This is a genomic window from Legionella cincinnatiensis, assembly GCF_900452415.1.
GTDB classification, from domain to species: domain Bacteria; phylum Pseudomonadota; class Gammaproteobacteria; order Legionellales; family Legionellaceae; genus Legionella; species Legionella cincinnatiensis.
Genome location: NZ_UGNX01000001.1, coordinates 161,238 through 176,996, shown reverse-complemented (window position 1 = coordinate 176,996; position 15,759 = coordinate 161,238). Strand labels below are relative to the sequence as shown.

Below are 15,759 nucleotides of genomic sequence, written 5' to 3'. Positions count from 1 at the left end.
TCAAATGAACTACTTGAAAGGTGTTACGGTATATTACTGGAGCGCGAATCATATTGCGCTTAATGTTACCCAAGGCGAACATGTTTATAAGGATGGCACATTTTCTGCCAAGTATGATGAGGAAGAAAATCGACTGCATTCTGAAAAATTCCGAGCGCTGACACATGATAGCGATCCGGAGTTAAAATGCACATCAACCATTGTCCCAGAAACACTTAAAGATTTTATTAACACTTATTTTGATAATAAAAAAAGAAAACATCCTTCATTTATTGATGATTTTTGGGAGGATTGTTCGCTTTATATTCGTGAAGATCAGGTGGAGTTATTAAAATCACTTTATCAAATCATGATTGAGCACCATGCATTTGATGATGATGAAGATTTAGAAGACGGTTATGAAGACGATGACATTGATATCTTGAGACAAGCAGGGATTGCTGCTAAAACAGGGTCAGAAAAACGCGCTGAATCATTAATAAAAGCAGAAGCCTATGAGGCATTACATCCTCTGATAGAGAAACTTCGAGAAGAGAAAACAGCCCTTGAAAAAAAATATATTATTTTAGAATTTGTAGAGCAACTTAAGAGCCAAAAAGGCTTGGGAATTGACGTGGACGGCGCCGATGAAGAAACGATGTATGGTAAATTGCCTCTTAAAGAGTGGGTTTTACCGTTAGGAAATTCACTTACCTTAGATGATAAAGATGATTATCTTGAGCATTTAAATTTATTCGGATTAAATGTACAAGGAATAGAAAACGGTATAAAAAAATTTGAAGATCCAGAAAATATTGTACATCGAGGAGTCAAAGAAACCTATTATAAATTTTTTAGTAGGTATCACAATTGCGCTGGATATTCTCGCTTTTTACTCGAACAAGGCGGCATTACTGCTTTTTGTTCCACTAATGAACTGGAAAAATTTGGTGTAACCGATCCCTCTTTATACGATGCCTATATGGCTAAAGTCCAAGTTACTCTATCGGAACTCAATGAAAAAGCTCGCGATTTAATGAGAAATGCAGGTATTGCACCTAAACCACTTGATTCAATTGAGACTAACTATTTATCTCATTTCAAAAAAGGTGAGCCAAAATTTGATGAATTGCCGAGAGAAATCCGACACCTTATTGATGAATATAATCAAGAATTAGTTGATATAAGTTATGAACATAAAATAAAAATTTTAGCTAATCTTGTTAATAAGCTGCATAGTAACAACATTAAACAACCTGAGATCATTGACGCTTTTCAAAAAGAAACGAGAAGAAATTATGAGATTAATTTTGATGCCCAATTCTCTCATAATCATTCATTTCAATTGAAATGCTTGGGAGCACTTTCTGGGATCAGTGTTGGCGCATTGGCAGTTGGTGTCCTGGCAATCGCATTTCCACCCCTTATTCCAATTACTTTGGCTGCAGCGGTTGTTATTACTGCAGTTGCCGCCACAACTTTTGTTATAACAATGGGATTATTCGCAAAAAAAATGCAACCTCAAAGACCATCTACTGAACCGAGTATAGTGAACGTACACAATCAAAACAAAACGGTGAAGGATGATGATGAATCAGATCAAGAAAATACTGATAGTGCATTACCTATGCCTAACGCCGTATAACATAAGTTCGGGATAGGGATTTTATTAGCTCCAGGCCTACCTGGCTGTGTTCGAGCAGGAGGAACACTGGCCATTGACTTAAGAGTTTCGTCATTTTCGCGAAAGCGGAAAATCCATTCCTATAGGAGTATTAAGCCTCCATCAACATGGGTCCTCATGTTGATGGAGGCCTTGTCATTAATTTTGAGCGTTTATTTGCTGAAGCCAGGTTTCTAAAACAGAGATAGTGCCATAACTTTCTAATAAAGATATCCGTTTTGAATTTAATGCATCTTCATTAAGAATCATATGATTCATTAAATCAATTTGATATGTATATAAAGAAGCTTCAGCCGATACGTGAATTTCCATTGCAGGTTCATGATGTCGGTAAATTAAAAGCTGATTGTTATCTTGAGTAGGAAGCCAAGGATTAGTTACTACGGTCAAATGACCTTCAGTCCCATAAACATCAAATTTCCAGTACATCTCAATATCATCGGCCGTAGATACAACTGCCATTGCGTTATTTTCAAATTTTAAAAGAATACTTGCTTGATTATCATTCTTACTTCTAGGATTTATTCTACCCATTGCTTTGATCTCAATAGGTTCAGCATCAGATAAAAATCGTATTAACGAAATGGGATAACATCCTAGATTACGAATACATCCACCGGCAATAGGATTAGCAATTTCAGCAATGTTTGCGGTATAAGTCGCGTTATATAGTTTGACCTCTCCGATGCTTTTATTGTGAATAATTTCTTTTATTTTTTGCGTCAAAGGGTGACATCGATACATCAATGCTTCCATACAAAGTACCTGAGATTCTTCAGTAATTGAAATAACTTCTTGCAACTCATGTACATTCATTACTAAAGGTTTTTCACATAGAATATGTTTCCCTGCTAAAGCAGCACGAATAATCCATTCGTGATGCAAGTGATTCGGCAACCCAATATAAACTACATCAACTTCTGAATTATCAAGTACCGCTTGATAATCATCATAATAATGAGACACTGCAAATTTTTCTGCAAATGATTGTGCCGTCACTATTGAACGACTACCTATAGCCTCTAATTGACCCGAAGAAGATTCTTCAATGGCCCGTGCCATAACATCAGAGATATAACTTGTCCCGATAATTCCCCACTGAATACTATTTTTTACCATTACTAAATCTCCCTTTCAGTCAATTGCGCCTGCTGCAGCAACATGAAAAAATGCGCTATTTTTTCTAAAGAATCCAATTGATAAAAACGATTCAACAATGAGGTATCGAACACTTTTCCAAAATAGTAACGTATCAAAGATTTACTTTGTAAAACAGCTTTATACTCATCTTCTAATAGAGCTAGGCCTTGTAAGTGTCTTATAAACAGATTAACTTTTTCAGAGAAACTCACTGCCACATTTTGTTGTTCTAATAACTCTTGATAGAGCCAGGGTTTACCGCTTCCTGCACGCGATATCATATAAGCATCACAACCGCTTAGTGCCACAGTTCTTTGTAAACTATCACGATCATGAATATCACCATTAGCAATAACTGGGATCCCTAAACGTTGCTTGATGCATGCAATTTGTCGTAAATCAGGGGGTACCTCATAATCATCCATCCAACGACGACCATGCACAATCAATGCATCAGCCCCAGCTTCTTCAATTTTTTTTGCCAAAATAAAATCCTGTTCATTCCCTTGGATGCGAATTTTAATAGTTAAAGGTATCGTGATGGCCGCACGTACTTCTTTAACAATTTTCACCAATTGGTCAGGGACTTCAAGTAATGCGCTTCCAGCACCTTTTTTACGGATTTTAGGCTTAGGACAACCACAATTTATGTCAATAATATCTGCGCCATAAAGTTGTAGCTTTTGCGCTGCTTGTGCCAAAAGGCGTGGTTCTGTGCCTGCAATTTGATAAGAGAGAATTTGTTCTTCTGGAGCCCGATAAACATAGCGAGAACTCCGTGAATGCTTGTAAAGAATATCCATTGCAGAACTCATTTCAGTCACGCAGTACGCTGGCGGGTGATAATTATGAAATAATGTTCTAAATGGAGCACAACTATAGCCGGCTAAAGGACCTTGGATAAGTCGATGAGGTAGCGTTAAAGATCCAATTTTCAAAGAACTGTTAATAAAAGCGTGCATCAATTTAATTCATGGATATAATAAGTGCGAATTTTAACATACTTGAAAAAAAATCGAATTAAATAGCGTGAGTTCGACATAAAAGGCATCGAAATGTCTTATGTCGCTAAACGAACGTTACCCCGTAAAATGCGCAGCATTTATACGGGATCCCTTTTTAAAATTGAAATAGTTCCCTATAAAAAATTACCTTATTTTTTATGTCGAACTCACATTAAATAGGATAAATCCTTCATGGACAAACGTTATTTATCTCCTTTAGAAATACTCAACATTGCGACACAACATGCCTATGCAGCAGATTACTTACTTCAACAACTCACTCATGGAACGGTAAGAGAAGCTGATTCTCTCACCGTATTAACACCGATCACTTCATTGATGTATCAAGCCTTTCAACTTACACTAAAGGCTTATTGTTTGCATGAGCATCGTCCAATCAAGGAATATAAAAAGCTCATGGAGCTGGTTGAGTTAAACAGCCATCTGGGATTTTCTCACCAAGAAATCATTTTATTAAAAACATTGACCAAACAACAGGCTTTTCACAAAGGGACTGATTTTGATCTGTGGGAAAACCAACAACAATTTCATGTCTTTTGTGAAGAAATCCTTTCCCTTTATCAGCGCTTGCAAATGATGATGCCTTTAGAACTTCACCCTGATTACCAACGATAGGCTTGGAGAAACACGGCGTCTTCCAGATGTACCCTGCCTCTTGATCACATCTTTGCCAATGCCTTGGGGATGTCGAAGAACAGGGTTAGGCGGGGTTTTCAGAGGTAACTGATCCGTATTTCGCTTCTGCATTCTAATTGTTCTTGCCCTTTATTTTCCTTAGCGATTTTTCAGAAGGTTAATAATAAACCCCAAAATGTTCAAATAATTCACAGTAGTTGTCTGTAGGACTTGGCAGCAGATGCAATTCACGTTAGGATAAGTTCTTTATTTTAGAACGTGTTGACAATTCATTCTAAGTTGTCTACTTCCCGAGCTTTATGTACGGAATCCAGACGATAGTGAATCGATAAGTATCGTGTTACTTTAATCATCAGCGCTGGATGCCACACATAAAGAAAGAACGGCACGTAGACCTGGGAGGCAAATGTCAATAGCCCCTAATCTCAGTATTGAATTTATTCATATTTAAGGTAGAAAACTATGGAGCAAGTAGAAGACAATAAAACTGAAAATTCGGTGCAGCATCAAATATTACAGTTAAGTCATCGCTTAAACTCGCAAATTTTAGGCCAACAAGGATTAATTTCGCGTCTGCTCATCGCCTTACTTGCTGATGGCCATTTATTGGTTGAAGGAGCACCTGGTTTAGCAAAAACGCGCGCTGTTAAAGAGCTATCTGATGGAGTTGAGGGGAATTTTCACCGCATTCAATTTACACCAGATTTATTGCCCGGGGATTTAACAGGAACTGATGTATATCATCCCCAAAATGGCTCTTTTGTTTTTCAACCAGGTCCAATATTCCATCATCTGCTTTTAGCCGATGAAATTAACCGTGCTCCAGCTAAAGTACAATCTGCTTTACTCGAAGCCATGGCAGAAAGACAAGTTACTATAGGAGGTAAAACTTATCCGCTACCTGAATTATTTTTGGTAATGGCAACTCAAAATCCTATTGAACAAGAAGGCACTTACCCTTTGCCGGAAGCACAATTGGATCGGTTTTTAATGTATGTAAAAATTAGTTATCCTGATGCGAAGGTAGAGCATGATATTTTAGCGTTGTCTCGTAAAGAAGCCTTAGGCCTAGCAATGGCCAACAAGCCTGCTACAACTGAAAAATTACCCCAAAAAATATTATTTGAAGCACGTAAGCAAGTACTCAATGTTCATACTAGCGAAGCATTAGAAAATTATCTGGTACAATTAGTGGTCGCTACCCGAAATCCGGGGGTTTATAGCGAAGAATTAGCACGATGGTTACGTTTTGGGGCCAGTCCTCGTGCTACAATTGCCTTAGATCGTTGTTCAAAAGCACATGCTTGGCTTTCAGGAAGGGATTACGTAACTCCAGATGATATCCATGTGATTGCTCATGATGTATTACGACATAGAATTTTATTAAGTTTTGAAGCTGAAGCAGAGGGAATTAATAGTGATGACTTTATTGACTCCTTGTTACGCTTAGTTGCTGTTCCTTAGAGAAGGCCTCTTGTGTAATCTGTCTCTTATCTTGAAGATATGGAGAAGATTCAGTATGTGCAACATGCGTCCTGGACCAATGTAAATAATAACCTTGAATCTAATAGGCTAAGCCCCAATCTAAAATATGATGAAGTACTAGAGGTCTTTATGACAAATGGTGTTATTGCAGAACTCAATGAACTGATTGAATTAAGGCGTTATGTACAATCTGTTCGTTATCATCCAGAAGGTAAAGCGATACGCTCAGGCAATCATTTATCCAGATTACGTGGTAGAGGGATGGATTTTGCCGAAGTAAGAAATTATCAAGCTGGGGATGAAATTCGGCATATGGAATGGCGTGTCACTGCACGTACTGGTAGACCTCATGTCAAAGTGTATCAAGAAGAAAAAGAGCGTCCTGTAGTCATCCTTACTGATTTTAATCCTTCGATGATTTTTGGTACTCGCATCGCATTTAAATCCGTCATCGCCGCACGACTAACTGCCCTTCTTGCTTGGACGGTAATTAAGGAAGGAGATAGAGTAGGGGGCTTATTTTTTTCAGCCACCGAGCACAGTGAGTTTATGCCGCGTAGCCGTGATGTAGGGGTTCTTCCCATGTTAGCCTCGTTAAGCCATTATACGGCACAAACCGAAGAACAACGAGAAGCGCAGCCAAGACAACTCAGTGATGTATTAATCCGTTTACATCGCGTGATTAGACCTGGAAGTATTTTAGTTTTAATCAGTGATTTTTATTCTCTGGATAATGAAAGTGAACGGCATTTAAATCGGCTGCGCTCCCACAACGATATTCTGGCATATCATATCTGTGACCGAATAGAGCTTGCGCCGCCAAAACCGCAGCAATATGCGATTACCAATGGAAAACAAGAAATAATTCTTGATACCAGCCTTCACTCAGTAAGTATTGCTTACGAACATTACTGTCAGCACCGCATCACCCAATTACAAGAAGAGTTACGCCGCTTACATATTCAGTATGTTCAAGTAACTGCAGATGTTGATTTAGCGCCATTAGTACGGCAAACTTTTCCCAGGAGGTTTTCCCGTGGCTAACACTGACCCCTTGGCGCAATTAAAAGATATTCATCTGCCCACGCCTATAGGCTGGTGGCCTCTAGCCCCAGGGTGGTATCTAGTCATTGCACTTATTGTATTAATATCCATCTTTATTTTTTATTATATTTACAAGAACCATCGTCATGCAAAAGCGAAGAACTACGCTTTAATTTTATTAATGAATTATCAAATGGAATACGAAAAAGAGCAAAATGTAGCCCTGACCAGTGCCCGTATTTCGGAGTTATTACGCCGAGTCGCCTTAGCCTACTATCCAAGAGAAAAAGTTGCCAGTTTACATGGCAAAGAATGGCTGCATTTTTTAAATGAAACAGGTAAAGAAATAGACTTCAACTTAGTAAAAGACATGCTTTTAGATGCCCCTTTTAAAACAGGTCAAACCATGGATCTCAATCCCCTATTCAACACCGCACGGCTTTGGATTAAACAAAGGAGAGTGCCATGTTCGAATTAGCTAATCCTTGGATTTTATTACTTTTTCCTTTGCCTTTAATTATCTGGTTTTTACTGCCAAGGGTAAAAGTAAAATTACCCACTGCCTTAAGAGTCCCTTTTTTTACAGCGATGATTGATATAGCAGATCAGGAAACGCGATCTATTTCGATACAACACTCTCTCTTAATACCCACCTTAGTATGGTTATTACTTGTATTTGCTTTAGCTGGACCACGTTGGGTTGGTGCCCCTAAACCCATTTCTCGTGAAGGATATAACATTATGATGGCCTTGGATTTATCAGGCAGCATGGAAATTCCGGACATGATTTTGCATGGGAGACCTACAAGCCGTTTAAATATAGTAAAAAGTGCCGCTGAACAATTTGTGCGTGATCGCTCAGGCGATAAAATTGGTTTGATTCTTTTTGGTACGCGAGCTTACTTACAAACACCCCTAACCTACGACCGACATTCAATACTTTTACGCCTTGAAGATGCCACAGCAGGACTTGCAGGCAAAACAACTTCTATTGGTGATGCGGTTGGCCTTGCTGTTAAACGTTTGGATAGGGTGCCTCAAAAAGGACGCGTTATTATTCTATTAACCGATGGAGCAAATAATTCAGGCGTACTTGCTCCACTGAAAGCGGCTGAATTAGCAAAAGAGGAAGGAATTAAAATTTATACTATTGGTTTGGGTTCTGAAGCCGATTCCAGAGCACTCGTCGGTAATTTTCTCATGCAAAATCCTGCAGCAGATTTGGATGAAGAAACCTTGAAAAAAATGTCTGATATGACGGGAGGACGCTATTTTCGTGCAACAGATACTGAATCACTCCATTCAATCTACAAAACGATTAATCAATTAGAAACAATAGACCAAGAGCAAGCGACTGTACGCCCACAAAAAGAATATTATCCATGGTTTGTTGGTTTCGCCTTGCTTCTTTGCTTCTATTGGCTGTTTGAAAAAACCGATTTGCCTCTGCGAGTAAACTTTTCGGCAGAAAAAAGGGAGGCATTAAAATCATGATGGCAACTTTTCATTTTCTAAGGCCGTGGTGGCTTTTAATGATAATACCGTTATTAGGTTTGACTCTGATTTTATGGCGACAAAAACCTAAGTTACATGCCTGGTCTGAAGTTTGTGATCCGCATTTGCTCAAACACCTACTCCAAAAAAAAGAACAAGGACAACGAATGAGTTCTTTGCTGTGCTTAATAGGTAGCCTTCTATTTATGATTTTAAGTATTGCAGGACCTGCATGGTACAAATTACCTGCCGCAACCTATAAACCAATACAGCCCAGAGTTTTGATTTTGGATATGTCAGATAATATGATGGCGAATGATTTAACGCCAAATCGTTTAAGCCGCGCTAAGTTTAAATTACATGACTTATTTGCTTATAAAGATGTAGGTCAATTTGGCTTAGTAGTTTTTACTAGTGAACCTTTTGTCGTCTCCCCTCTTACTGATGATGGACAAACGATTTCATCATTACTTGCTTCTTTGACACCAGATATCATGCCAGTAACAGGTCAAAATTTATACAGCGCATTAAACGAAGCCAGTACGCTAATCAAACAAGCAGGTTATCATCAAGGACAAATTTTAGTAATGACTGCAGACTCCCCTTCCAGTGAGTCAATTGCTTTGGCAAAAAAACTAACCGAATCGGGTATTTATTCCTCCATCATGCCAGTCAGAGCAGATAAAAATTTAAATCCCTTATTTCAGAGATTTGCCCAAGCAGGAGAAGGACAATTAATAAAATATACCTCTGATTCAAGTGATTTGGATCAATGGCTCAAATCTGGAAATACCAACAAATTTACTCTAAGCGAAGATGAAGATATCCCACTTTGGCGAGATGAAGGGCGATGGTTTTTAATCCCTGCGTTGCTGTTGCTCTTACCTGTATTTCGACGCGGTTGGATACAGAGGGTAACTGTATGAAGCGCTGGTTCATTCTTTTATTGTTTTTATTCTGTTCTTTTTCTGTTCATGCCTTTAATTGGTACGATTTATGGGCCACCCCAGACCAACAAGGACAAGATTTAATGGCGAAAAATCAATTTAAAGAAGCCAAAGAAACCTTTACACGCAATGATTGGGCCGCAACCGCTGCATATCGAGCCGGCGACTATCAAAAAGCAGCTGAATTATATCAAAACTTAGGAAATGAGCAGGGATATTATAACGAAGGAAATTCTTTAGTACATCTAGGAAAATACCAAGAAGCGCTCAAAGCCTACGATAAAGCATTAGCAATTAATTCTGCAAACCAAGACGCACTTTATAACCGCAAATTAATTGAAGATCTTTTAAAGAAGAACAAAGATCAACCAAACAAAGATCAACCAAACAAAGATCAGCAAAACAAAGATCAGCAAAACAAAGATCAACCAAACAAAGATCAACCAAACAAAGATCAGCAAAACAAAGATCAGCAAAACAAAGATCAGCAAAACAAAGATCAGCAAAACAAAGATCAACCAAACAAAGATCAGCAAAACAAAGATCAACAAAACAAAGATCAACAAAACAAAGATCAACAAAACAAAGATCAACAAAACAAAGATCAACAAAACAAAGATCAACAAAACAAAGATCAACAAAACAAAGATCAACAAAACAAAGATCAGCAAAACAAAGATCAGCAAAACAAAGATCAGCAAAACAAAGATCAACAAAACAAAGATCAGCAAAACAAAGATCAACAAAATAAAAAAAATCAGACCCCTCAAAATAGTGAAGCTCAGTCTGAAGCTGAGCGAGAAAAACAACAAGCGAAAGAACAATGGTTACGTTTGATTCCAGATGATCCCGCGGGATTAATGCGAGAAAAATTCTTACGTGACCATTTACGAAGAGAACGTGGATGGTATCAATGAAAAAATTATTAATAATTGGAGTCTTTTGTTTCTTTAGTTTAGTGGCTAATGCAGAAATACAAGTGCAAATTGACCCATCTCAAGTCAGTTTAGATGAATCATTCAAATTGATTTTAACCCAAGATAATTTGCAAAATGGCGGTATTCCTGATCTAACTCCATTACAAAATGAATTCGTGATTCTAGGTACAGAACGCCGAATGAATTATTCCATTATCAATGGGCAAACTCAATCCTCCAGTGAATGGACCATCACGCTAAAAGCACAGAAAGAAGGAAAATTAACCATTCCGGCCATTAAAATCGGCAGAGAGTATACCGCGCCTACAACTATCAATGTAACCACCACACGTGTGCCAACCCAACAAAGTACGCCTACTGATTCCAATCAACAGCAAAGCATCTATTTAACTACCGCAGTCAATCAAAAGAAACCCTATGTGAACCAGCAAATTATTTATAAGGTAACTTTATACAATTCAAAACATCTGTTAGATGCTGATTATCAAGGCCCACAAGTTGAAAACGCGTTACTGATACCCTTAGGACAGGAAAAGCGTTATCAAACCCAAAAGAATAATATTAACTATCTTGTTGAAGAACAAAACTATGCTATTTTTCCGCAAAAAAGTGGCCCTTTAAAGATAAAATCACCCATATTTACTGCCTTAATTTATGATTTTAATCCAGAACGTGTCAAAGCTCAGGATAAAACAATTAATTTAGAGGTACGCCCGATCCCTAAGGAATTTTCGGGTAAGACCTGGCTTCCTGCAAAAGAAGTTAAATTCACTGAACACTACGAAAACTCAGAACCAACAATTACTCAAGGCAATACCCTGATTCGCACGGTGACTCTAGAAGGAACTGGAGTCCCAGCTCAGCTTTTGCCAACACTTACTTTTTCGGAAATTGATGGGGTTAATGTTTATCCTGAAAAAGGCAAAGATAAAAATCAAGTCATTCAGGGAGAGTTAATTGGCCGTACGGAAATTAAGATTACTTACCTATTTAACAAATCGGGAAAAATTACTATTCCTGAACTAAAACTACCCTGGTTTAACACAGAAACAGGCAAAGAAGAAATTGCCACTTTACCTTCAAAAGTCATTGATGTTACAGCATCAGCCACTATGCCTGTATCAAGCACCAACCAACCTACCGTAGCAAATAATCAAAAGGAACCACAACCAACGGCCAAAATAAATGAATCCCACCCCACAAATCAGTTTAATTGGGCCTGGATAGTTGCAGCACTTTTTGCTTTTGCCTGGTTCGTTACTTTAATCTTATGGGGACGGCAAAAACGTCATAAAATCTCTCAAAAAGGCCAATACAAAACCGTACTTAACGAGCTCCAAAAATCATGTATGCAGGCAAATCCCCAACGTGCACGTGATGCATTACTCCAATGGGCTAATTTATACTGGCCAGACGCACCTATATTAAATCTGACTGATTTAACACGACTAAGCACTAATGCTGCTTTTAAAAAACAAGTGCAGATTCTTTCACAAATTTTATACAAAAATCATGAGAAAATCTTGTGGCGGGGTGATGAGTTATGGCGCAGTATTCAGCAAATGAAAAAAAATACTACACATAAAAAAGAAAGCAAAAACGATTTACCCCCCATCAATCCCTCTTGAATATTCTTCGGAGGGACATTGCTCAAGATTGGCTCCGTTGCAAAAACGAGCGATGGTTTATACTTCGCTGAGATCTACCCGGAAGATGGATTTTTGTACAGATTTTCGTTTTTGCAACGGAGCCGAAATTTCTTCTATTTGATTGATCTAGTGCCTTAATGAATGGGTTTTTCGTAACTCCTGATAATGGATGTGCTGGATTCAATTGGTCTTTTCAGATTTATCTGGATTTGTTTTATTAGAAATAATATTACGGATACTGATGGGGAAAAATAAAATGGCTAATATTATTTTTTCAACTGCTTTCAGGTAATATTTTTTTATTCCAGATGCAAATACATAGTGCTTATTAAACGATTTGAACCATGGCCATTCAGAAATTTCAGAATTAACTTTATAACCTAAAAAAAAGTGTCCAGTGAAATACCCATAAAAATGAAAAAATTTGTGGGGGTAAAAGACATAAGTAGCTGCAGAAGAAGCTTCATGGTAAGTTGTATAATGCCAGCAATTTCGCGGCAAAAACAACATATCCCCTTTTTCCATAAGTACTTGATATCCTTCAGCTTGCTCTAGTTTCTTAAAATCTTTACTTACTAAGTCTAGAGGGTAGCCAAAGTCAATCCAACTATCACTAATGAATGGAAGTTTATAAATATTATCACTTTGATCTTGGGTGAATAATAATACCTCCTTTTTCCCGCTTAAACATACATGAAGATTGCAACAATGCTCTCGGTCATAATGCATCTCAGTATGAGCGCCTTTTCCGCCAAAATAATATCCAACTTTGAAATCTTTTTTAAAAAATCTGGGTCTTAAAGGAATTTTTTGCCACAACGGAATGTGATACTCTATTAGTGCAGAATCTTTTCGAGGAAGAACTACTCCAAAAACTCGATATGGGTTATTATCTTTTATTGCTAAGAGCACTGTGTATAAGTCACTTTCTTTATTACCAACATATATATCATTTTCAAAAATACTATAAGTTATTTTTTGATTAAATCGTTCAATAAAATAATCCAAATTAAATCTATCCGGGAAATTTTTTATTTTAATTAAGAGAGGCTCTTTTGATTTATATAAAACTTGAATAAGGGATTGTTCATCGCCATACGAATAATCCAATTCTTTAATTTTTTTAACTTTCATTCAAAAACCTTCTGGATTAGATAATAAAAAAAGCATTTCTTTCCACCCCAATAAGTTCTTTTGCGTATATTTTTTCCAATAGGTTGGAGTAATGGTGTTTTAAATCGAATTTTCCACCAAGGAAGAAAGGATAAACCCATGGCTTCAGCAAGTGCAGGAATTTCTGTGAGTAATATTTGAGGTTCTTGGCCAAACAATGATTGAGCATGAAGATAGAACTCATTTTCTCGTGTAATAATACGTTCGTAGATAGCTGATCTGACCATTTTTGTAATATTATTTTTTTGAATCACTTTTAAGTTTTTTCGTGAATTAATAAATGCTTCCAATCGTTTTTCTTGATTTTTTTCATCAATATGAATGTCTGCATAACAAAAGAATCCACCAGGTATTAATATACGTTCAACCTCTGAAAAAAAATGCTCAATTTGAGGATAAAGATGTGAGCTTTCTAAATTGGTTACAATATCAAAACTTTCATTTGCTAAAGGCAAGTTTTCTGCATCAGATGAAATGTAATTAATAGAGTTTTCTTTGTAAAAGTTAGAGTTTGCATTGTGTGTGAGCTTAGGGACTAGATCCACTCCTAGAGCGTACCTTGTTTTAAGTAATTCAGAGCAGACCCTAACTCCAATGCCATTTCCACATCCAATTTCTAATAATCGTTTAGAATATAATTGTTTTTTAATTAATGGGGAAATTAAGTAGTAAATCAGTAGTTGTGCATATATATCTTGTATATTGCATATGGTAGAAAAATTAAAATCAAGTTTCGAATATTCATTATATACTTTTTTATCCCATAATCCCCAATTCAAAAAGGCTTTATTATAAGCCTTATGGGCCCAACTGTTATATCCATCCAAGACATTCTGTTTGGTAATCCGTACTTCTGATTCATTGAGACATTGATGTTTCACTGCAAAACCTAGTTGCCTGACTATTTGGCTATATTTTTTTAATTCTCCATTCATATTCACACGATTTAATAATTGTTATAATTTTAATTATAGACCAGTAAAGCTGTTGTACTCCTGCCAATTAATCATATTAAAAGTGAGGTTGTTCCATCTTAGACCAAATCTTTCTTAAGATTCATTTCTCTATGAGTAATATGTTTTATCTCCCCATACATAAGGATAAAACGTGATTATCAGCAACAGTCAACTAATAAAAATTAGGCTCCGTTGCAACGGAGCCTCAAGATTTATAGAGTTTGTGCATTTTTAAAAAAAAATCAGCTGCTCATTACTAGACTAGGCGTTTTTTGGTCCATTATATTAGGATCAGACTTGGCTGTTATTGTATTGGTAATTAGCGACTGGGTGCTTCTTTCAACTAATTCCGTCGAAGAGTCAATTTCTTTCTTTGAACAATTGCCTAATAATCCTTTGTGTTTTTTTGCTAATTCTTTTCCCGCATTTTTTAAACTAGGATTTTCAAACATACAAGAAATATCTGAACGGGTTAAAACATTTTTTTCGCTCAAAACATTTTTTAACCCTTCAGAGTTTGGCTGCTCATTATTAAGAGCTGGTTTTTTTGCAACCGCATTAATTGCTTTTTCTACCAGAAATTTCATCAAAGGAACAGTGACACGGGCAACAAAATAAGTCACTCCTAAAGAGCCTGTAGCAGCAAGTATTCCTATTCCCACAGGAGGAACAATCATACTGGTTACAATACCAACTAATGCAAGAGCAGCTAAGCCAACACCTACGGTTTTATCTAAAGCAGCTGTTGTACCCAGTTTTTCTAATTTTTGCTTGCAATATTCTTGGGTATCATACAATCCTTGAAGTTCATTTAAATGTTTTGCGATTTGACCTTTTAACGACTCTAAATCCTTATCTTTTGCCACCGCGGCAGCTTTTTCTAATTTCTCTAACTCATTAATTAAAAAATTTATTTTCTCTTTTTTTTGAGTAATGTCCTCTTCTACTTGTGCTAATTTATCTTGAGTTTCAAGGCGCTTATAATACAGGTTCGCTAAAGTAACTACACTTTGACCTAATGCAGCCACTCCCGCAACTAAAGCGACAATAGGTGCTGCAGGAGGGAATGCTATTGCAGTAATAGCAAGTCCTAAAATAACGGATGAATATAAAAGTCTGGCATTACGCGTGAATGTGAAAGGTACTTCTTGCTTGGCAATAATAGCACCCAGATAGATAGCTGGAACCCGAAAGAAATCAATGATCGCAGTCCCTAATTTAATGTATTGAAACGCGCTTACTGCTGTTTGAGTTGCATTATTGACCAGCCCTTCTATTTCAATCATGCGTGTAATTGCATTCCCAGTGCCACTTGCCGATGCTATAAATTTGTTAAAAAAGGGAATCAAACTCAATATAGATAAAGCAATAGACTTTTGTGAAGCAACGCCCTTCATTGATGCTAATTTTTTTCTTAATCCTTCAGCATTTTCTTTTAATTGCGGCTGTTCAATAGTTTCAATTTCAGTTTTATTAAGAGACATTTGCTTATCCCTCTAATTGCTTATTCATTAAACAGTATACCAATCAAAGATTATCTAAGTCTTATCTGCAACTTAAATACATTTCATACCCTATGAAAAATATTCATTAATGATGTCAACTTGAT

At 37.0% G+C, this 15,759-nt stretch carries 14 protein-coding genes and 1 pseudogene; 9 read left to right on the top strand and 6 right to left on the bottom strand.

The features are described 5' to 3' along the window. Positions 1 to 4 precede the first annotated feature (4 nt). Entirely contained in the window at positions 5 to 1,624 is a 1,620-nt protein-coding gene (locus DYH34_RS00805) for a hypothetical protein (protein ID WP_058464094.1), read from the top strand. A 177-nt stretch (positions 1,625 to 1,801) separates the two neighbouring features. On the opposite strand, the gene DYH34_RS00800 is transcribed toward DYH34_RS00805, so the two are convergent. Both DYH34_RS00800 and DYH34_RS00795 read right to left on the bottom strand, forming a co-directional pair. Then, complete coding sequence (locus DYH34_RS00800) at positions 1,802 to 2,782, bottom strand: Gfo/Idh/MocA family protein (protein ID WP_058464095.1); 981 nt, start codon at positions 2,780 to 2,782, stop codon at positions 1,802 to 1,804. Positions 2,783 to 2,784: 2 nt separating this feature from the next. Continuing rightward, on the bottom strand, positions 2,785 to 3,765 hold the full coding sequence (locus DYH34_RS00795) for a tRNA dihydrouridine synthase (protein WP_058464096.1): 981 nt from the start codon (positions 3,763 to 3,765) through the stop codon (positions 2,785 to 2,787). Positions 3,766 to 3,999: 234 nt separating this feature from the next. Between DYH34_RS00795 and DYH34_RS00790 the strand changes: the two genes are divergently transcribed. The 7 genes and pseudogenes from DYH34_RS00790 to DYH34_RS18650 all read left to right on the top strand — a co-directional run. Beyond that, entirely contained in the window at positions 4,000 to 4,443 is a 444-nt protein-coding gene (locus tag DYH34_RS00790; RefSeq protein WP_058464097.1) for a hypothetical protein, read from the top strand. Between the two features lie 483 nt (positions 4,444 to 4,926). Beyond that, positions 4,927 to 5,928, top strand: a complete 1,002-nt coding sequence (locus DYH34_RS00785) for an AAA family ATPase (RefSeq protein WP_058464098.1) — start codon at positions 4,927 to 4,929, stop codon at positions 5,926 to 5,928. A gap of 150 nt (positions 5,929 to 6,078) precedes the next feature. Further along, positions 6,079 to 6,993 carry a DUF58 domain-containing protein gene (locus DYH34_RS00780; protein ID WP_058464099.1) on the top strand — a complete coding sequence of 305 codons (915 nt, stop codon included), beginning with the start codon at positions 6,079 to 6,081 and terminating at the stop codon, positions 6,991 to 6,993. Then, entirely contained in the window at positions 6,986 to 7,471 is a 486-nt protein-coding gene (locus tag DYH34_RS00775) for a DUF4381 domain-containing protein (RefSeq protein WP_058464100.1), read from the top strand. The genes DYH34_RS00780 and DYH34_RS00775 overlap by 8 nt, the downstream gene beginning before the upstream one ends. Beyond that, positions 7,459 to 8,487, top strand: a complete 1,029-nt coding sequence (locus DYH34_RS00770; protein ID WP_058464101.1) for a vWA domain-containing protein — start codon at positions 7,459 to 7,461, stop codon at positions 8,485 to 8,487. Before DYH34_RS00775 ends, DYH34_RS00770 begins: the two co-directional genes overlap by 13 nt. Next, complete coding sequence (locus tag DYH34_RS00765; RefSeq protein ID WP_058464102.1) at positions 8,484 to 9,413, top strand: vWA domain-containing protein; 930 nt, start codon at positions 8,484 to 8,486, stop codon at positions 9,411 to 9,413. The genes DYH34_RS00770 and DYH34_RS00765 overlap by 4 nt, the downstream gene beginning before the upstream one ends. Then, positions 9,338 to 9,715: pseudogene (locus DYH34_RS18650) on the top strand (hypothetical protein); the annotation flags it as partial. The gene DYH34_RS00765 and the pseudogene DYH34_RS18650, both read left to right, overlap by 76 nt. 13 nt (positions 9,716 to 9,728) lie before the next feature. On the opposite strand, the gene DYH34_RS18645 reads toward DYH34_RS18650, so the two are convergent. Next, complete coding sequence (locus DYH34_RS18645) at positions 9,729 to 10,259, bottom strand: pentapeptide repeat-containing protein (protein WP_425324459.1); 531 nt, start codon at positions 10,257 to 10,259, stop codon at positions 9,729 to 9,731. An 88-nt stretch (positions 10,260 to 10,347) separates the two neighbouring features. Between DYH34_RS18645 and DYH34_RS00755 the strand changes: the two genes are divergently transcribed. Beyond that, positions 10,348 to 12,000 (top strand): BatD family protein, encoded by a 1,653-nt coding sequence (locus tag DYH34_RS00755; protein WP_058464335.1) that lies wholly within the window; start codon positions 10,348 to 10,350, stop codon positions 11,998 to 12,000. A gap of 201 nt (positions 12,001 to 12,201) precedes the next feature. Here the strand turns inward: DYH34_RS00755 and DYH34_RS00750 are convergent, their stop codons facing one another. The 3 genes from DYH34_RS00750 to DYH34_RS00740 form a co-directional block, all read right to left on the bottom strand. Further along, positions 12,202 to 13,155: a cupin-like domain-containing protein gene (locus tag DYH34_RS00750; RefSeq protein WP_058464104.1), complete on the bottom strand. Its 954-nt coding sequence runs from the start codon at positions 13,153 to 13,155 to the stop codon at positions 12,202 to 12,204. Beyond that, entirely contained in the window at positions 13,152 to 14,129 is a 978-nt protein-coding gene (locus DYH34_RS00745; protein ID WP_058464105.1) for a class I SAM-dependent methyltransferase, read from the bottom strand. The genes DYH34_RS00750 and DYH34_RS00745 overlap by 4 nt, the downstream gene beginning before the upstream one ends. A gap of 263 nt (positions 14,130 to 14,392) precedes the next feature. Further along, complete coding sequence (locus DYH34_RS00740; RefSeq protein ID WP_058464106.1) at positions 14,393 to 15,634, bottom strand: hypothetical protein; 1,242 nt, start codon at positions 15,632 to 15,634, stop codon at positions 14,393 to 14,395. Positions 15,635 to 15,759: the final 125 nt, after the last annotated feature.